This is a genomic window from Thalassotalea sp. 1_MG-2023 (genome assembly GCF_030546745.1).
Lineage (GTDB): Bacteria > Pseudomonadota > Gammaproteobacteria > Enterobacterales > Alteromonadaceae > Thalassotalea_C.
Window position 1 is genome coordinate 124,337 of record NZ_JAUOPD010000007.1, and the last position, 18,885, is coordinate 143,221.

Consider the following 18,885-nt stretch of genomic DNA (forward strand, 5'->3'; position numbering starts at 1 on the left):
AGCGATTATGTTTAACGTCAATCATGCATTATTTTGGCTAAGTTTATCTGCTATATGCGCTACTAACATTCCGTTTAGTGTAAAAGCTGCTGAGTATAAAGACGAAGTTTATTCCGCTACATTTTTTGATCAGTATGCGCCTTTAACAGCATTAGATATGGTGAATCAATTACCAGGTTTTACCTTAATTGAAACCGACGATGATATACGAGGCTTTGCTACAGGTGCGGGTAATGTATTGATTGACGGTCGACGCCCTACCACTAAATCAGGCGGAATAAACGAAACTCTTTCACGTATTGCCGCTGCACAAGTTGCGTACATAGAAATTTTACGTGGTGCTTCTGGTTCTTCTGATGCAGCAGGTCAAGCCGTTGTTGCCAATGTCGTAAAATTAAAGCAAGGCGCAGCTAAACACTGGAAACTTGCCTTTGAAAAAACAGGTAACGGTGAGCTTTCACCTAGTACTGAATGGGTTTTATCTAACCACATAAAGGGATGGGACAGCGCGTTTAAGTTTAATGCCATCAGTCAAAAATCACCTAGAGATGCTAACATTTCAATTTATGGCCCCACAATGGAGCTACTCAGCTATCAGCAGGAAACCCGGCCCAGTACGCTAAACGATATTTTTATTTCAGGAGATAGTAAAAAACAATTCAATCAACATACCTTTAGTATCAACGCCAGAGTTGGTTGGAGCCAATTTGTTACAGATACCGAACGTTTAAGCTATACACAGCCCCAACAAAGTCAAATCATTAATCGATATCAAAATGATCGTGATAGCCAATTTTATACGGGTGAATTAGGCCTAGAATGGCAAAAAATCCTTGCCTCTCACTGGCAATGGCGAATTCTGAACATTAACAACGTGCAGAATTGGTTTGTTAATTCATTTTCATTCGACCAACCACCTAATGAAGATATGACAAACGCCACCAGTTTACGATTTGATGAACATAAATCTGAACATGTTTTACGTAATGTATTTAGTAGAGCAGGTGGAAAACAAGACATGCTAAAACAGCAGGAATATGGGCTAGAAGTCGCCTTCAGTAATTTAGAAAGTTGGTTGACACTTGAACGACAAAATTTATTAGCATCACCGTTTACGAGTAACCGTTATTCACAGGCTAAAGAAATACGAGGTGAAGCCTTTGCTAACCTTAACTGGCAATGGCAAAAATTAGTATTAGATACCGGTATTGCGGCAGAATACTCTCAACTTAACGTGACTGGCGATAATAGCGATGAACAATCTTTATTCTTTTTAAAACCCTCACTTGCGCTCGCTTATAACAGTGATAAAAACCGCCAATATCGAATTAGTTTACGTCGCTCAGTTGGTCAACTTGATTTTAGTGATTTTGCCGCCAGTGCTGATTTAGTTAATGATCGTGAAATTTCAGGTAATCCTCGCCTACGTCCTGAAACAAAAACAAAAGCCACCCTAGCTTTTGATCAGCGATTTGCTGAAAAAGGCGCATTCTCAATAGCACTGTATTATGAATGGCGGCAACATGTATTAGAACACATCATTTTACCTTCAGGAGACTATGCTCTTGGTAATGCCGGTAAAGCAGAAGTAAAAGGTATCACATCTTCTTTAAATTTACCGCTAAATCAATGGTTCAAAGGAGCACAAATAGCATTTCAAGCAAACTTTATTGATTCAAGCTTTACTGACCCTGTGACAAACCAGAACCGTCAGTTAACAGAATTAACCACACCTGACATTTCTGTAGATTTTAGGCAAGACATAAATCAACACAATATATTTTGGGGGATCAGCTATCAAGACTACCAACGTAGTAAGGAATTTTATGTCAATGAATATAGCCATTTTCACACATATGGGCGATGGCATGCATATATTGAAGGAATAGCCTTTAACGACTTAAAAATCCGACTTGATATCAGCAATATAGGTGATGACGAAACGAAATGGCAGCGAAAATTATATCAACCCTCTCGTAGCGATACCTTACAACAAATACAAATAACACAACGTCATCGAGATCCCACCGTTAACATTAGCTTTAGTCAAACATTTTAATTCAAGGATAACCCTATGTTACGCATCGAAGAATTAACCAAAACATTTAATGACAACTATGCTTTGCAACAACTTTCATTAAACATTAAACCGGGTGAAATTTATTGTCTACTTGGTAGTAATGGTGCCGGTAAAAGTACAACGCTCAACCTTTTACTTGGATTTTTAAAACCAGACAGCGGACACATCTACATTGATGAGCAACTGGTGGATGTTAATCAAAAACACTCACTTGCTACAGCGAGAGATAAAATTGCTTATATCCCAGAACAAGTAAATTTATATCCGCAGTTTAATGCCCTGGAAAATCTTGAATATTTAGCGAACTTAAGTGGCATTAAACCAGCGCGCGTGCAATTTGAGCAAGCATTAACACAAACAGGCCTTGCTAAAAATATGTGGCATAAGCCGCTAAAAGATTATTCAAAAGGTATGCGACAAAAAGTCGGTATCGCATTTGCTATCTTACGCCAAGCAAAGCTATTACTGTTAGACGAACCAACCTCTGGGCTAGACCCTAGTGCCACACAAGAGTTTATCCATATAATAGATAACCTTGCACAACAAGGTGCCGCAGTGTTAATGGTTACTCATGATCTTGAATGTAGTACTAAATTAGGCGATAAATTTGCCATTCTAAAGCAAGGACAAGTTATAGATCAGTTTAGTCAAAAAGATCTTGCTAGCGCTCCGCTTCATCAACGCTACCAACAAGCCATTTATCCTCAACCCATTAATTTAAGTGCATAGTAGGTGAAACGATGAAACAAATTCGCGCTATTTTTATCCATGAGTGGCAACAAAAACGTCGTAGTGATCTACTGACTTTATTGTTTATCACGATGCAAATTCTATTATTCATTGCCTTACTAACCGCTTGGGGACAATTTACACATACGCTAAATCAACAACAAAGTGCTCAAACAATCGTTGAACAGCAATGGCAACAGCAACCTGAACGTCACCCTCACCGCGTTGCTCATTTTGGACATTTTACCTTTCGACCACCAAGTTCCTTAAGCTTTTTTGATAATGGCGTTAACCATTTTGTTGGTAATGCCATATACATAGAAGCCCATAAACAAAACAGTGCTAATTTTGCCAATATCCAAGACAGTGATGTGCTACTAAGGTTCTCAGAGTTGTCTGTCGCTAATATTTTATTGTTATGTTGGCCCTTATTACTGATAGCACTTGCTTATAACAGCATGGTAACTGAACGAGAAACAGGCACACTACGCCAGCTTCTATCGATGAATATCCCTTTGACACGCTTACTCATTGGTAAAGGGTTAGCGTACTTTGTTGTGTCTATTTTATTTATCTTTCCCACTTTTATCTGCACGTTTGGTTTAATTGCCTTTAGTGGCCTTGGCTTTAATGTCGATACATTGCTGCGTATTTTTACATTGTTCGTGCTATATCTGGCGTATTGTAGTTTTTGGATAGGGTTAATTTTAGTCATTTCTAGTGTGGTAAAATACTCATCTCAAGCCCTTAATATTTTGATCGCCATTTGGTTTTTATTAACCATTATAAGCCCTCGCCTACTAGCGGATATTGCGGGTGAAAGCTACCCTCAACTCAGCCGAAATGCGTTTAATCAACAAATTAAACAAGCAATAAACCAAGTAGGTGATAGCCATAATCCAGACGATCCACACTTTAACGATTTCAAGACAAAAGTATTAGCACAATACGGTGTAAACCATATAGAAGAATTGCCCGTTAATTATAAAGCACTGGTTATTCAAGAAGGCGAACGTATTAGCTCTGAAATTTATACGCGATTGTATCAACAGCAAGTTGAACAGTTACGTAAGCAACAATCAATGATCGCTAGCTGGTATTGGATCAATCCCTACTTATTAGTACGTGATATATCAATGGCACTATCTGCAACTGATGTGTGGCACTTTTATGACTTTGAACAGCAAACAGAAGCTCATCGCTTTGCTAGAATTTCACAGCTCAATAAAATACATGCTGAACATATCGAACGTGAACATGATAGTTCATCTAAAGCTGATTCAACCCACTGGCAAGACTTTGAACGTTTTGAATATCAAGTACCGTCACTCTCTTTCTCATTAGCACCATTTAAGCAAGTTTGGTTTATGCCATTACTCTGCTTTGTTCTCATTGGTGGTGTGTTATTTAGCAAAATCTTACGTCGGAGGATTTATGCATTGGCTTAAATTTGAAGTTAAACTCTTATTATCGAGCGTTGTTACAAGAATGACACTTTTGTTAGTGATCACATGTGCGTTATTCGCGATTAAATTCGGTGAGAATGCATTACAACAGCAACAACAAGCGCAGGCCCAAAGCCAGTCAAAGTTTGAACAAACACTGACCCAATATCAAAAACAAGCGCCGCTACCCACCGCTGGGCATTTAGGTTATTACTTATTTGGAGCAACACAGTGGCAGTTGTCACCTTGGTCAGCTTTATTCATAGGCCAAAGTCAAACCGCCTATGCTGATATGCCAGTTAGAGCGTTAGCATTACAAGGACAGATTTATACCCAAGAAATGTTAAACCCAAACCAACAAAAAGCGGGTCGCTTAGATTTAGGTTTTGTGTTCATATATTTAATGCCTTTATTACTGGGAGCGTTAGCGGTAACAACATTAAGTGATGAACGACAAGCAAACCGGTGGCGAATACTTAATTCTTTAGTTAAAGCGGGGACCGGATTGATCTGGCGGCGATTAATACTTTGCGGTTTGTTGGTATTAGGGCTTAGTTATAGCTTACTCGTATTAGCAGTGCTCTGGTTAAACCTTAATCTCAATGAAATTTTCTGGTGGTTAATTTGCGCGCTAGCCTTGTATATTTCTTTTTGGAGTTTAGTGATTGCCCTGATCATATGTTTAGGTAAAAACTCGGTATTTAATACCTTCTCATTTGTCTCCGTTTGGTTAACGATAACCATATTACTGCCTGCAAGTATACAATTGTATTTAAATCATCAGTATCAAGACCACCCTGCACTTGCGGCAACACTCGAACAACGAATGATAATGAATAATGGTTGGGATGCTCCGCCACAAAAAGCCTTTCAACAATTTATTCAGCTGTATCCACAATACCAGAACTTTGAACTTCCTGAGGCGAGTGGCTCTTGGCCATGGTATTACGCACAACAACACCTTAGTGATGTACAAGTAAATCATCAATGGCAGCAATATTTGCAACAATCAGAAAGTCGATTCGAGACGTTAAAAGCCTTAAGTTGGTTATCACCTAGTCTACAATTACAGCTGAATGTCAATCACCTTGCCGGAAGCGACGGTGAAAGTTATTTACACTACCTTAAAAGTATTGATAACTATCATCAGGAAATTCGTGAGTATTTATATCAGCATTTATATACTGATAATAAAATGAATCAGCACAGCTTACCGCAGTTTCCTCGGTATCATAGCCAGCAAGTACAGAGCGTGAACTGGTCAGGTTTACTCAAACTCGTCGTATTAATTTTAGTGCTGTTAATCTTCTTTGATTGGCAACGTAAAAAATTACCTGAATATTAATCCTGAAATTCATTAATAAAGGGGCTAAATGTTAACATTTAGCCCCTTTATTTTTTTCATTGATTAACGCTTTTACTGATTAACTTCGCTAATTGATGCATTAATTGCGTTTAATACTTCTGTAGGTTGCTCTGATTTCGTAATTGGTCGCCCAATGACTAGATAATCAACACCATCTGCTACTGCTTGTTCAGGCGTCACGATACGTTGTTGATCATCACTTGCTGCACCTTTTGGACGAATGCCAGGTGTCACTAAAGCAAAGTTTTGACCCAGTTGTTTTTTCAGTAATTTAGCTTCTTGAGCCGAACAAACTACGCCATCAAGCCCTGCTTGTTTTGCAAGCTGCGCTAAAAATTGCACTTGTTCAGCAGGCGTTTTATTAATACCAAGGGTCAATAAGTCATCTTGGCTCATACTAGTCAGTACCGTAACACCAATAAGTAAAGGCGCTTTATCACCATAGGGCAATAATGCTTCCTTTGCTTTTTGCATCATGGTTAGGCCACCAGAAGTGTGAACATTAACCATCCATACGCCCAACTCAGCCGCTGCGGTTACTGCTTTTGCAACAGTATTAGGAATATCATGAAATTTAAGATCTAAGAATACATCAAAGCCTTTAGCAACCAATGTTTTTACAAACTCTGGTCCAAAGTAAGTAAACATTTCTTTGCCTACTTTTAGTCGACATGTTGTTGGGTCAATACTATCAACAAACGCTAATGCATCGGCCTGATTATTAAAATCTAATGCAACTACAACTTTTGCATGACTCATAGAATTTTCCTTAAAATAAACTTGGAAGTATTTTACCGCAAAAGCATTAATTAAAAAAATAGCTTTAAAGGACTAAATAATAAAAAATAGAAAAACTACATGCTAATTTTCAAAATTAAACGAGAATTTAGCAAAGAAATGGCGCGCAGTTTATCACTATAAATGAGCACCATTGATATAGATAACATTCAATTTAATAAAGAAAGTTGAAGTTATTCCCCTTCTAGACCACGTACTGGTTTGAGTTGTTCCCAGTCATGACAGGAAGGACAAGACCAATAATGAGTACTGCTATTAAAACCGCATGTACGGCAATTATAACGTTGTTTAACGTTTAAATAGGCAGAGATAAGTTGTTTGATCATCTCCAACGATTCAGAATCATTTTCAGCAGATTTGTCTTGCATTTGCATTTTAATAAAATGCTTAAACCCTTTGATCGTTGGTCGACGTTTTAGCGCTGTCAGTAAGAAATCTTGCGCTTTTTTATTACTATGCTTTTGTTCGATATATGAAAGATATTCAATTAATGCACTACTTGAACCCGTTTCATCGTAGACTTTTTTAATAAAGCTATAAAAATTATCTAACTCCCCTAGCTCTTTAAAGCAATGATACATTCTATCAATAACATCAGGGAAAAACTCACTATCTTGACCGTAGATTGCCTTGTAACATTGGCAAGCTTCATTATACTGCTGATGTTTTTCATATATTTGTGCGAGTAACCAGTTTGCACGACATGAATTTTCATCATATTTTAGCGCTTCTTCCAACAGTTCTATCACATCAATAAATTGATCATTATCTAAGGCAACGGTAGCTAGTTCACAATAAAAATTTGCCAACACATGAAGTAGCTTCTTATCTTTTGACTTTACAATGACTTTTTTTAACGCGATACCTTGCTGCCAATCATTGGTAGACTGGTAAATTTGCAACAGATAATTTAGTGATTTAAGACCAAACGCTTTGGTTTTTAATAGGCCATGAAACATTGACTCAGCGCGATCATATAAACCAGCACTTAAAAAGTCTTTACCAAGCTCATAGGCTGCTTGTTGCTTTGCCTTTGTCGGTAAGTGTTTTTGACGAACTAAATGTTCATGTACTTTAAGCGCCCTGTCTAATTCACCCCGCTTGCGAAATAAGTTCGCCATGGCAAAGTGTGCTTCAACAGTATCATCTTCTAATGTAAGGGTTTCTAATAAGTATTCTATTGCTTTATCTTGTTGGTTAGACAACAGATAATTTAAACCTGTGGAATACTTTATCGAAAGATCTTGTTTTGCTGTCTGTTGACTTTGTTTGACACTATTGCGCCCCATGAACCAGCCATAGCCCATCGCAACAGGTAATAAAAGGAATAAAAGTTCCAACATTAGTAAATAATAGCCTTACTTTATTTGCTCAACGTGTTTACGACGTTTTCTCATTGCCATGGTTAACTTCCATAGCACAGAAAATAAAGTACCAATGAAAAAGCCGATAACAGTAAATAAACTAACCGCTGTAGCAACAGTCATTTCTTGTTTTGCAATTAAATAATTCAGGGTAATGTCTTGATTATTTTGACTGCCAAAAACGAACGCTATGAGTAAAAGCAAGACAATAAAAATTACAGTGATATATAAGCGCACAGGCTATGATCCTATTCAAGCTATTTAATCTTATTAAAACAAAAACGGCATGCTAATGCATGCCGTTTCTTCAATTTTTTAATGCTATGCTATTGAAGCATTTACGCGTTCGCGTAATTCTTTACCGGGTTTGAAATGCGGAACATATTTTCCGGCCAAATCAACAGATTCACCAGTTTTTGGGTTCCTACCAACGCGTGGTGCTCGGTAATGCAACGAAAAACTACCAAAACCTCTAATTTCGATACGCTCGCCTTTTGATAAAGTTTGCGCCATCATCTCAAGAACTTCTTTAATAGCTTGTTCGACATCTTTTGCTGATAAGTGATTTAATTTATCAGCTAACTTTTCAATGAGTTCTGATTTGGTCATTCGACCCTCCAGTGTCCATCCAACATCACGACAAAGGTAACAAAATGGAGAGAAGTTTTCTCTCCATATTACCGGTTAATATTAGCTCTTAGCGTTTTTAAACGCTTCAGCCATTGCACTTAAACCTGTTTCATCTGGTTGGTTTAAGTTATCCATAGCTTCACGCTCGTCTGCTTGATCTTTCGCTTTAATTGATAAGCTAATAGTGCGGTTCTTGCGATCTACACCCATGAACTTAGTTTCAACGTCATCACCAACAGATAATTCAGTAGTTGCATCTTCAATGCGGTCACGTGAAATATCAGAAACACGTAAGTAACCTTCAACGCCTTCTGCTAATTCAACTTTAGCACCTTTTGCGTCAACTTCAACTACTTTACCTTTTACAATAGCACCTTTTTTGTTATCTGTCAGATACATATTGAAAGGATCGTCTTCAGTTTGCTTAACGCCTAATGAAATACGTTCGCGCTCTGGGTCAACTTGAAGTACAACAGCTGAGATTTCATCACCTTTCTTATATTCACGAACAGCTTCATCACCGCCATTCCATGAAATATCAGATAAGTGAACAAGACCGTCAATGCCACCGTCAAGACCGATAAAGATACCGAAGTCAGTAATAGACTTGATCTTACCAGATACTTTATCGCCTTTGCTGAAGTTCTTAGCAAATTCTTCCCAAGGATTTGGAACACATTGCTTAAGACCAAGAGAAATACGACGACGTTCTTCGTCAATTTCTAATACCATTACTTCAACAGTATCACCTAAATTAACTACTTTAGATGGGTGGATGTTTTTATTAGTCCAATCCATTTCAGAAACGTGAACTAAACCTTCTACGCCTTCTTGGATTTCAACGAAACAACCGTAGTCTGTTAAGTTTGTTACGCGACCAGAAAGTTTAGAACCTTCTGGGTAACGGTTAGCAATTGCTACCCATGGATCTTCGCCAAGTTGCTTCATACCTAATGAAACACGAGTGCGTTCGCGATCAAATTTTAATACTTTAACTTGGATCTCGTCACCAACATTTACGATTTCACTTGGGTGCTTAACGCGCTTCCAAGCCATGTCAGTGATATGTAAAAGACCGTCAATGCCACCTAAGTCAACAAATGCACCGTAGTCTGTAAGGTTCTTAACGATACCTTTAACTTCGATACCTTCAGCAAGTGACTCAAGAAGTGCATCACGCTCAACACTGCTTTCTGATTCGATAACAGCACGACGAGATACAACAACGTTATTACGCTTTTGGTCAAGCTTAATAACTTTGAATTCTAAATCTTTACCTTCAAGGTGAGCAGTGTCGCGAACTGGGCGTACATCTACTAATGAACCCGGTAAGAAAGCACGAATGTTGCTAACTTCAACCGTGAAACCACCTTTAACTTTACCGTTGATAACACCGATAACAGTTTCTTTTTCTTCGTAAGCTTTTTCAAGAACTTGCCAAGCTTCGTGACGTTTTGCTTTTTCACGAGAAAGAATTGTTTCACCGAAACCATCATCTGTTGCATCTAATGCAACATCAACTTCATCGCCAACGTTAATTTCAACTTCACCTGTTGAGCTTTTAAATTGGTCAATTGAAATAACAGATTCAGATTTTAGGCCAGCATCAACTAAAACGTTGTCTTTGTTGATAGCTACTACGGTTCCTTTGATAATTGAACCTGGGCGTGTTTCGATTTCTTTTAAACTTTCTTCAAAAAGTTGTGCAAAATTTTCAGTCATAATAGTTATATGAGCTCTATATAATTTATCCAATCCACATTCATGTGTCATGGGGTTATTAAAAACGCCTTAAGCATCCATACTTTTAGGCAGCTTCATCAAAGCTTTATTATTAAAGCTCTGATGATTGTGTTAATTTTTCATTCGTAAATGAAAGTATTTTATCGACAACCTGATCTATAGAAAGTTCAGTAGAATCAATAACAAATGCCCCTTTAGCAGGCACGAGTGGCGCAACTGAACGGTTCTGATCTCGCTCATCACGCTGACGTATGTCATCCAAAAGGCGCCCGATTTTAACATCATAGCCTTTGTCTTTCAACTGATTATATCTACGATGTGCGCGTTCCTCTGCACTTGCCGTTAAAAACACTTTAACTGGCGCATCAATAAAAACAACGGTGCCCATATCTCGGCCATCAGCAACTAAACCAGGAGAGACGCGAAATGCACGTTGTCGCCTTAATAACGCTTCTCTAACACGTGGAAATGCTGCAACTTTTGAAGCAATAGCGCCAATTTCTTCCGTACGAATAGTGTCAGTTACATCTTCGCCTTCTAAAATAACTTTGCTTTGCTCTTCACTACTAATGTCAAATTGTACATCTAAGTGTGCTGCAATAGGAATAAGTGCCTCTTCATCACTAATATCAAGGTGATGATATTGTGTTGCTACGGCTAGAACACGATAAATAGCACCACTATCAAGTAAATGCCAACCTAACTGTTCAGCGACTAAGCGTGCTGCAGTTCCTTTACCAGCACCACTAGGGCCATCAATTGTGATCACTGGGATGCTTTCCTGCATACATTTTTCTCCTAATGTCGAAAATCGGCAGAAGTATACGAGATTTACCGCGTAAAATCGCGTAAAAAATACGAAATTTTACAGATTAACAAGACACATCAGCTAATTTTGTAAAATAATCAGGAAACGTTTTAGCTGTACATTTAGGATCGTTTATCGTGATAGGCGTCTGACTTAAGGCTACTAATGAAAAGCACATTGCAACACGGTGGTCGTTATAAGTGTCTATCTCAGCATGGTTTAATGTTTCAGGTGGTGTGATAGAAATATAATCTTCCCCTTCAACAACTTCAGCACCAACTTTTCTAAGCTCTGTGGCCATCGCCGTTAAGCGATCAGTTTCTTTAACACGCCAATTATAAATATTACGAATTGTAGTAGTGCCTTTGGCAAAAAGCGCTGTTGTTGCTATTGTCATCGCTGCATCAGGGATGTGATTCATGTCCATATCAACGGCTGTTAGCGGCTTTCCTTTAACCGTGATTGATTCATCTTGCCAAGTAACCTCTGCGCCCATTTTTTCTAACACATCGGCAAAGTGTTTATCACCTTGCACACTTAACGTACCAACACCGTGAACGGTTATTTCTCCACCTTTAATAGCACCTGCTGCTAAAAAGTATGAGGCAGATGAAGCATCACCTTCTACCATATACCTCTCGACTGCTTGGTATGATTGATTCCCCGTGACCTGAAATGACTGATAGTTATTATTTTGTACCGTAACCCCAAATCGTTTCATAATATCTAACGTGATATCAATATAAGGCTTTGATACAAGCTCACCTTCAATGTTGATCTGTGTATCACTGGTTAACAATGGGGTGATCATTAAAATAGCGGTTAAAAACTGGCTTGAAATCGAACCATCAATCGTTACAGAACTACCTGACAACGCCTTACCACGAATATTTACTGGCGGATAATCTATGTTTTCAAGGTATTCGATATCAGCATTTAGTTGCGCTAATGCATCAACTAAGTGCCCAATAGGTCGTTCTTTCATGCGAGGCTCACCGGTAAGAACAAATTCGCCTTCACTCGCTGCAAGTGCAGCACATAAAGGTCGCATTGCTGTACCTGCATTTCCGAGGTATAACTCAAGCTTCTCTTGAGCCTTAAAGAAACCTCCGTTACCGATCACTGTACATTCAGTACCACAATCACTTAAGGTAAACTCTACGCCTAATGTGGTTAACGCGTTTAACATATGTTTAATATCATCACTGACTAATAAGTTTGTGATTTTAGTGACACCATTCGCTAATGCAGCAATCAACAAAGCACGATTAGACAAGCTTTTTGATCCTGGTAAAAATACTTCGCCATTAATTTTACCGATTGGCTGTACTGTTAACTGCTCCACTTATCTATTCCTCTGTTCAAACGTTTTCATAAAATCTACTAATTTTTCTACACCTTCTAATGGCATAGCGTTATATATACTTGCACGCATACCACCAACCATTCGGTGACCTTTTAATGCAACCAACCCATCCTCTTTCGCGGCCGATAGAAATGCTTCATTCAAAGACTCATCTTGCAGCCAAAAAGGTATATTCATTCTGCTTCTAAAGTTTTCATCTATATTGTTTTGATAAAAGGTACTGCTATCAACATAGTCATAAAGTAATTTTGCTTTATGCTTATTTACTTTTTCAATGGCAGCCACACCACCAATACTTTTTAGCCATTCAAAAACGAGTCCTGCTAGGTACCAAGCATAGGTTGGTGGAGTGTTGTACATAGAGTCGTTTTCAGCCGCCGTTGTATAATTCATAATACAAGGGGTATCTGTACGAGCTTTACCCAGTAAATCTTCTCTGACAATTACTATAGTTAAACCAGATGGGCCGATATTTTTTTGCGCGCCTGCGTAAATCAAGCCAAACTTATTAACATCTATATCGTGAGACAAAATAGTTGAAGACATATCCGCAACAATAGGTATATCGCCAAATTTAGGTATATCAAATAGCTCTAAACCATCTACGGTTTCATTCGGGCAATAGTGAACATAAGCAGCATCAGGTGAAATTTCCCATTGGTCAAAAGGTTTAACGGTTTTAATACCATCACGCTCTTCAACAACAGATTGTGGGCGTATTTCACCGAAGTTTTCCGCTTCTTTTGCTGCCGCTTTCGACCAGGAACCAGAAATAATATATTCTGCATGGCCACCAACAGGCAATAGGTTCATCGGAATGGCTGAAAACTGCCCGCGGCCGCCGCCATGACAAAAAAGCACGCGATAATTTACAGGAATATTCATTAATTGGCGCAAATCTGCTTCAGCTTTCGTTGCTAACGCCATAAACTCTTTACTACGATGGCTTAATTCCATGACAGAACATCCGGTATTCTGCCAATTAATAAATTCTTGTTGTGCTTTGCTCATCACCGCTGTGGGTAACATTGCTGGTCCTGCACAAAAGTTGTAAACCGCTGACATGCTTTGTATTACCTTTTGTAAAATTTTAATCAAAAAAATAGGCGGTTAAATAACCGCCTATTTCCAATCCGTTTTAGCGGTGATTATTCATCATCGCCTTGGTCTAGGCCTTCTGGCTTTTGTTCTGTATCTGAAGAAACGTCATTTTCTGAGGTAGTACCATCACTTTCTGCACCTTCTTCAATAGCTTCTGTAAGTAACTCTACATCTTCTACTTCATCAATGCGTTGTAATGCCACCACTTGTTCTTCATCACCTGTTCTGATAATACGAACACCTTGGGTGTTACGACCGATAATGCTTACTTCGTTAACGCGGGTTCTTACTAAAGTACCGTTATTGGTAATAAGCATGGTTTCGTCGTTATCTTCAACTTGTATCGCGCCAACAACCTTGCCGTTTCTGTCACTTACCTTGATTGACACCACACCCTTAGTTGCACGACTTTTCGCAGGGTATTCATCAAGCTCAGTTCGTTTACCATAACCATTTTCAGTAATGGTTAATACCGCACCATCGTTCTTCGGAACAATTAAAGAAACAACTCGCTGATCACCCTCAAGTTTGATACCACGAACACCTGTTGCCGTTCGACCCATTGCACGTAGTGCTTGTACTGGTTCACCTGTTTCAGGGTCTTTTTTCACTTCACCTGACTCACTATCACGAGCAAGTTCATTAAAGCGAACAACTTTACCCTCATCAGAGAACAACATAATATCATTTGTGCCATCGGTAATATCAACACCAATCAACGTATCATCATCACGTAGATTCAATGCGATAATACCGTTAGCGCGTTGATTCGAGTATGCCGTTAATGGCGTTTTCTTAACCGTACCCGACGCAGTAGCCATCACGATATATTTACCTTCTTCGTACTCACGTACTGGTAATATCGCGGTGATACGTTCATCATTTTCAAGTGGTAATAGGTTCACTATTGGACGACCACGGGCTGTTCGACTAGCAAGTGGTAATTGGTACACTTTTAACCAATATAATTTACCACGGTTAGAGAAACATAAAATGGTGTCATGTGTATTTGCCACCAATAAACGCTCGATGAAATCTTCATCTTTCATGCGGGTAGCGGCTTTACCTTTGCCACCACGACGTTGTGCTTGATAGTCAGTCAACGCTTGATATTTAACATATCCTTCGCTTGATAACGTGACCACAACATCTTCTTCGTTAATTAAGTCTTCTAACGATAAATCATGAGATGCGTTAGTTATTTCAGTACGACGTTCGTCACCAAAGTCATTACGAATAACTTCGAGTTCTTCTTTAATAACTTCCATCAAACGCGATGGGTTTTCTAAAATGTGCAACAATTCTGCAATTAAGTCTAATAACTCTTTGTACTCACTTAGAATTTTCTCATGTTCTAAGCCGGTAAGCTTATGTAAACGAAGATCAAGAATTGCTTGTGCTTGTTGTTCTGTTAAAAAGTATTGGTTGTCTCTAATACCAAAATGGTCTTCCAACCACTCAGGGCGAGCTGCATCATTACCTGCACGAGCCAGTAATTCACCAACATTCCCTAACGCCCAACCTTGTGCCATTAGCTTTTCTTCTGCTTCTTTTCTTGAAGGAGATGTTTTAATAAGCTCAATGATTTCATCAATGTTAGCTAAGGCAATAGACAAGCCTTCGAGGATATGTGCACGTTCACGCGCTTTTCGTAATTCGAAAATCGTACGGCGGGTAACAACCTCTCTGCGATGTAAAACAAACGCTTCAAGCATCTCTTTAATATTAAATAACTTTGGCTGACCTTCAATTAAGGCAACCATATTAAAGCCAAAAGACACTTGCATTTGCGTAAGCTTATAAAGGTTATTTAATACAACCTCACCTACCTCACCACGCTTAACTTCTACTACCATACGCATACCGTCTTTATCAGACTCATCACGTAAAGCAGAAATACCTTCTAAGCGTTTTTCTTTAACGAGCTCTGCCATTTTTTCAATCAAGCGAGCTTTATTTACTTGGTACGGTAACTCGTGAACAACGATAGTCTCTTTACCTGACTTTTCGTCAACTTCAATCTCAGCACGCGCACGTATATTTATTTTTCCTCGGCCAGTTTTATATGCTTCAACAATACCAGCACGACCACTAATGATCCCTGCGGTTGGAAAGTCTGGGCCTGGAATATACTCAATCAGTTCATCAATAGTAATGTTGTCATTTTCGATTAACGCTAAACAACCATCGATGACTTCAGTTAAGTTATGTGGCGGGATATTTGTTGCCATACCTACCGCAATACCTGAAGTTCCATTCACTAATAAATTAGGAATACGAGTAGGCATAACAGCAGGAATAATCTCCGTACCATCATAGTTAGGTACAAAATCAACGGTTTCTTTATCTAAATCAGCAAGAATTGAATGCGAAATTTTCGCCATACGGATTTCCGTATAACGCATCGCAGCCGCTGAGTCACCATCGACAGAACCAAAGTTACCTTGACCATCTACCAACATGTAGCGAAGCGAGAAAGGCTGAGCCATACGTACGATTGTATCGTAAACTGCAGTGTCACCATGCGGGTGATACTTACCGATTACATCACCCACCACACGTGCTGATTTTTTGTAAGGCTTGTTGTAGTCATTACCCAATACATTCATCGCATAAAGTACGCGTCGATGCACGGGTTTTAAACCATCTCTAACATCAGGAAGTGCACGACCTACTATAACGCTCATCGCGTAATCTAAGTAGGAACTTTTAAGCTCATCCTCGATATTGACTGGAAGTATTTCTTTTGCCAGATCGGTCATAAATTGACAGTATCCCTAAATGTATTTTTGGAAATTATTATTTTATAAAGGCAATACGTATACGCTAGTAACTAGTGGACAGTATACGGCCATATAACCTGACATTTTGCTCTGGTTAACGCCGTATTTCAAGTGATTATTTAAATAGAATCTATTTTTAACTAACATATTGAATATTAATGCATTATCTACACAGTGCTCTGTACAACATTTGAACAGCCATACATTTTATAATAACACCGTCGTTTATTTGAACATCGCTTTCTTTAAAGCAATACTCACTCTAGGCGAATATAAACCCTTTGATCACCTTTTGGTGATTAACCAGTAATTTTATCTTCCTCGAATACCTCTCGCTTTTCAATCGCTAAACGTGTCACTTCTTTGTTTAAATCAGATAATTTCCCACATGCAAAACAAAGTTCAGCTAGCAAAAAAAGTGGGCCAATTAATAGCTGGTTTAAGTCATCTACAAAGGCAGGTTTTGCCTTCTCGTACCCATGGCCAATAAATTGAAATATCCAACCAATAGCAAATGCACCAACTGCGACAAACCACTTATGATCCATCGAGGAAAGAGCAATAGCACTATAAATAAGTGGCCCGAATAGCAAAAAAGCCACCAACGCTAATGTTGGTGACAGAATAAAGTAATATCCCAAGATCATTAATGAAATCATTGTTAGCAGGTTTAGTTCAATTGCAGCACCTGTGAGCGATACCGAAAATTCTACAGAAGATAACATTAATGCTACAGCCCAAATGATCAGCGGAATACCAATCACATGCGTCCATATATTTTTGTGGTTAAGATGAACACTTTTATAGGTTGAAAGCTGCGTAGTTAACGATTTCATGACATCACCTAATAATTATACATTTGTACTAAATTATAATTAATACCTTATCAGGTCAACTTAGCACAATGAATTTTTACTGCCGCTTTTATCTGGTATGGTTTAACATAGTCAGCAATTGTAAATAAAAAAATGACACTATGACCAATTCAATCAATGTAAACCAAGATGAAATAGCCAAATTTGAAAAGGTTGCGCAATTTTGGTGGGACCTCGAAGGTGACTTCAAGCCTTTACATCAAATAAATCCCATTAGACGTCAATTTATCATTCAACATGCTCAAGACTTATTCGATAAAAAAGTCATTGATGTTGGCTGTGGTGGCGGTATCTTAGCGGAGAGTCTTGCGAAGCTAGGCGCCAAAGTAACCGGTATTGATATGGGTGATGAACCCCTAAATGTTGCAAAGCTGCATGCACTTGAATCAGGAATTAATGTTGAGTATTTAAAAAGTACTGCAGAGCAACATGCTGCTGAAAATAGCGCACAATATGATATTGTCACTTGTATGGAAATGTTAGAGCATGTGCCTGATCCTGCCTCTGTCATTGCCGCTTGTGCAAAAATGGTAAAACCAAAGGGTTTTGTTTTCTTTTCGACACTTAATAAAACAACAAAAGCCTACTTATTAGCCATTTTAGCGGCTGAAAAAATATTGAAAATTGTTCCTGATGGCACGCATGAGCATGACAAATTTATTCGCCCTTCTACATTAATTGGATGGGCAGAATCTCATGAGCTAAAATGCCTTGATGCCGCAGGAATTCATTACAACCCTATCACTGAGAATCATAAATTAATTGATTCATTAGACGTAAACTACATTCTTTGTTGTCAAAAGGTGAATGAATGAGAAACAATAAATACCAAGGCGTGCTTTTTGATTTAGATGGCACGTTATTAGACACCGCAAATGATTTAGGCGCGGCATTAAATTATGTGTTATCACAATTTGATTTACCCGCAGTAGAAAAACAAATATTTAGACCCGTTGCATCTGATGGTGCTCAAGGCCTGCTAGCATTAGGTTTTGCTGATAAACTATCACAGTTTGATCAACCTGCGCTTCGTCGTATGTTCTTAGACTATTATGAAGCTAACCTTGCAGCTGAAACCTGTTTGTATCCTCAAGTGCCTGAGTTACTTCAAGCGCTTAATGAACGTGATATTCCATGGGGAATTGTTACCAATAAGCCAGAATACTTAACCACGCTATTGTTACCTAACTTTACAGAATTTACCCACAGTAAAGTTATGGTTGGCGGTGATAGTCTTGCAGAACGAAAGCCTCATCCGTTGCCACTATTACACGCTGCAGAGCATATAGGTGTTGCGCCTGAACAATGCTTGTACGTTGGTGATGCATTAAGAGATATTCAAGCAGGTAACGCTGCAAACATGTCAACAGCGATTGCTCAATGGGGATATATAAAAGAACATGATAACCTTGACACTTGGCAGGCTAAATACATTAGCGAATCGCCTGAAAAATTATTATCGATTATATAATACGCAAGCTGTTCAAGAAAAAAACAAATAATATAACTACTTGTTTTTATTGAAAAGTTATTTCTATATTACTTTTTGTAATATGGGAATAACTATAAAACCTAAAATAAATCTATTGGATAAAAAAAACAAAAATAAAGATTGCCTTTTACAAAAAAGCAAATCAATTACTCTTACTAAGTTAGTTGTTACTAACAAAAGAATTTGTCAAAATTTATCAAGTAAATTTATGTTTTTTTTATGCTTGCAATGAAGCTCAAACCTCATTATCTTGTGATTAGTTTAGTGCTCACCCCCTAGATATTGTGTATTGAGTATTTTAATGC

16 protein-coding genes are annotated in these 18,885 nt (G+C 38.4%); 6 read left to right on the plus strand and 10 right to left on the minus strand.

Features of this window, described 5'->3' with window-relative positions; all coding sequences use genetic code 11:
• The first annotated feature begins 7 nt into the window (after positions 1–7).
• From Q4489_RS07950 to Q4489_RS07965, 4 genes are read left to right on the plus strand one after another with little or no spacing between them, the layout of a single operon-like run.
• Positions 8–2,059, plus strand: coding sequence for a TonB-dependent siderophore receptor (locus Q4489_RS07950; RefSeq protein ID WP_303478789.1), 2,052 nt, complete (start codon positions 8–10; stop codon positions 2,057–2,059).
• Positions 2,060–2,074: 15 nt separating this feature from the next.
• On the plus strand, positions 2,075–2,809 hold the full coding sequence (locus tag Q4489_RS07955) for an ABC transporter ATP-binding protein (protein WP_303478791.1): 735 nt from the start codon (positions 2,075–2,077) through the stop codon (positions 2,807–2,809).
• A gap of 11 nt (positions 2,810–2,820) precedes the next feature.
• Positions 2,821–4,257 carry a DUF3526 domain-containing protein gene (locus tag Q4489_RS07960; protein WP_303478793.1) on the plus strand — a complete coding sequence of 479 codons (1,437 nt, stop codon included), beginning with the start codon at positions 2,821–2,823 and terminating at the stop codon, positions 4,255–4,257.
• Positions 4,244–5,599 carry a DUF3526 domain-containing protein gene (locus Q4489_RS07965; RefSeq protein WP_303478796.1) on the plus strand — a complete coding sequence of 452 codons (1,356 nt, stop codon included), beginning with the start codon at positions 4,244–4,246 and terminating at the stop codon, positions 5,597–5,599. The genes Q4489_RS07960 and Q4489_RS07965 overlap by 14 nt, the downstream gene beginning before the upstream one ends.
• 72 nt (positions 5,600–5,671) lie before the next feature.
• Here the strand turns inward: Q4489_RS07965 and pyrF are convergent, their stop codons facing one another.
• The 10 genes from pyrF to Q4489_RS08015 all read right to left on the minus strand — a co-directional run bounded on the left by pyrF (position 5,672) and on the right by Q4489_RS08015 (position 17,049).
• Positions 5,672–6,379 carry an orotidine-5'-phosphate decarboxylase gene (pyrF, locus tag Q4489_RS07970; protein WP_303478798.1) on the minus strand — a complete coding sequence of 236 codons (708 nt, stop codon included), beginning with the start codon at positions 6,377–6,379 and terminating at the stop codon, positions 5,672–5,674.
• Positions 6,380–6,591: 212 nt separating this feature from the next.
• Positions 6,592–7,761, minus strand: coding sequence for a lipopolysaccharide assembly protein LapB (lapB, locus tag Q4489_RS07975; protein WP_303478800.1), 1,170 nt, complete (start codon positions 7,759–7,761; stop codon positions 6,592–6,594).
• Between the two features lie 15 nt (positions 7,762–7,776).
• Positions 7,777–8,019: a LapA family protein gene (locus Q4489_RS07980; protein ID WP_303478803.1), complete on the minus strand. Its 243-nt coding sequence runs from the start codon at positions 8,017–8,019 to the stop codon at positions 7,777–7,779.
• 84 nt (positions 8,020–8,103) lie between these two features.
• Positions 8,104–8,391 (minus strand): integration host factor subunit beta, encoded by a 288-nt coding sequence (gene ihfB, locus Q4489_RS07985; protein ID WP_074499302.1) that lies wholly within the window; start codon positions 8,389–8,391, stop codon positions 8,104–8,106.
• An 81-nt stretch (positions 8,392–8,472) separates the two neighbouring features.
• Entirely contained in the window at positions 8,473–10,134 is a 1,662-nt protein-coding gene (rpsA, locus tag Q4489_RS07990) for a 30S ribosomal protein S1 (protein ID WP_303478804.1), read from the minus strand.
• Positions 10,135–10,246: 112 nt separating this feature from the next.
• Entirely contained in the window at positions 10,247–10,942 is a 696-nt protein-coding gene (gene cmk, locus Q4489_RS07995; protein ID WP_074499301.1) for a (d)CMP kinase, read from the minus strand.
• Between the two features lie 85 nt (positions 10,943–11,027).
• A complete protein-coding gene (aroA, locus tag Q4489_RS08000; RefSeq protein WP_303478807.1) occupies positions 11,028–12,308 on the minus strand; it encodes a 3-phosphoshikimate 1-carboxyvinyltransferase in 1,281 nt (426 codons plus the stop codon).
• Positions 12,309–13,394, minus strand: a complete 1,086-nt coding sequence (gene serC, locus Q4489_RS08005) for a 3-phosphoserine/phosphohydroxythreonine transaminase (protein ID WP_303478809.1) — start codon at positions 13,392–13,394, stop codon at positions 12,309–12,311.
• Positions 13,395–13,477: 83 nt separating this feature from the next.
• On the minus strand, positions 13,478–16,192 hold the full coding sequence (gyrA, locus tag Q4489_RS08010) for a DNA topoisomerase (ATP-hydrolyzing) subunit A (RefSeq protein WP_303478810.1): 2,715 nt from the start codon (positions 16,190–16,192) through the stop codon (positions 13,478–13,480).
• Positions 16,193–16,512: 320 nt separating this feature from the next.
• Entirely contained in the window at positions 16,513–17,049 is a 537-nt protein-coding gene (locus tag Q4489_RS08015) for a DUF962 domain-containing protein (protein WP_303478812.1), read from the minus strand.
• Between the two features lie 140 nt (positions 17,050–17,189).
• Here Q4489_RS08015 and ubiG point away from each other — a divergent pair, with 140 nt between their 5' ends.
• Entirely contained in the window at positions 17,190–17,903 is a 714-nt protein-coding gene (gene ubiG, locus Q4489_RS08020; RefSeq protein WP_303478814.1) for a bifunctional 2-polyprenyl-6-hydroxyphenol methylase/3-demethylubiquinol 3-O-methyltransferase UbiG, read from the plus strand.
• Positions 17,900–18,559 carry an HAD-IA family hydrolase gene (locus tag Q4489_RS08025; protein ID WP_303478816.1) on the plus strand — a complete coding sequence of 220 codons (660 nt, stop codon included), beginning with the start codon at positions 17,900–17,902 and terminating at the stop codon, positions 18,557–18,559. Before ubiG ends, Q4489_RS08025 begins: the two co-directional genes overlap by 4 nt.
• Positions 18,560–18,885: the final 326 nt, after the last annotated feature.

What these genes read in the sequence shown, in the direction of transcription:
- Q4489_RS07950 (WP_303478789.1), top strand. Translation starts at nt 8, where the DNA reads ATGTTTAACGTCAATCATGCATTATTTTGGCTAAGTTTATCTGCTATA.
- Q4489_RS07955 (WP_303478791.1), top strand. Translation starts at nt 2,075, where the DNA reads ATGTTACGCATCGAAGAATTAACCAAAACATTTAATGACAACTATGCT.
- Q4489_RS07960 (WP_303478793.1), top strand. Translation starts at nt 2,821, where the DNA reads ATGAAACAAATTCGCGCTATTTTTATCCATGAGTGGCAACAAAAACGT.
- Q4489_RS07965 (WP_303478796.1), top strand. Translation starts at nt 4,244, where the DNA reads ATGCATTGGCTTAAATTTGAAGTTAAACTCTTATTATCGAGCGTTGTT.
- pyrF (WP_303478798.1), bottom strand. Translation starts at nt 6,379, where the DNA reads ATGAGTCATGCAAAAGTTGTAGTTGCATTAGATTTTAATAATCAGGCC.
- lapB (WP_303478800.1), bottom strand. Translation starts at nt 7,761, where the DNA reads ATGTTGGAACTTTTATTCCTTTTATTACCTGTTGCGATGGGCTATGGC.
- ihfB (WP_074499302.1), bottom strand. Translation starts at nt 8,391, where the DNA reads ATGACCAAATCAGAACTCATTGAAAAGTTAGCTGATAAATTAAATCAC.
- rpsA (WP_303478804.1), bottom strand. Translation starts at nt 10,134, where the DNA reads ATGACTGAAAATTTTGCACAACTTTTTGAAGAAAGTTTAAAAGAAATC.
- cmk (WP_074499301.1), bottom strand. Translation starts at nt 10,942, where the DNA reads ATGCAGGAAAGCATCCCAGTGATCACAATTGATGGCCCTAGTGGTGCT.
- serC (WP_303478809.1), bottom strand. Translation starts at nt 13,394, where the DNA reads ATGTCAGCGGTTTACAACTTTTGTGCAGGACCAGCAATGTTACCCACA.
- gyrA (WP_303478810.1), bottom strand. Translation starts at nt 16,192, where the DNA reads ATGACCGATCTGGCAAAAGAAATACTTCCAGTCAATATCGAGGATGAG.
- Q4489_RS08015 (WP_303478812.1), bottom strand. Translation starts at nt 17,049, where the DNA reads ATGAAATCGTTAACTACGCAGCTTTCAACCTATAAAAGTGTTCATCTT.
- ubiG (WP_303478814.1), top strand. Translation starts at nt 17,190, where the DNA reads ATGACCAATTCAATCAATGTAAACCAAGATGAAATAGCCAAATTTGAA.
- Q4489_RS08025 (WP_303478816.1), top strand. Translation starts at nt 17,900, where the DNA reads ATGAGAAACAATAAATACCAAGGCGTGCTTTTTGATTTAGATGGCACG.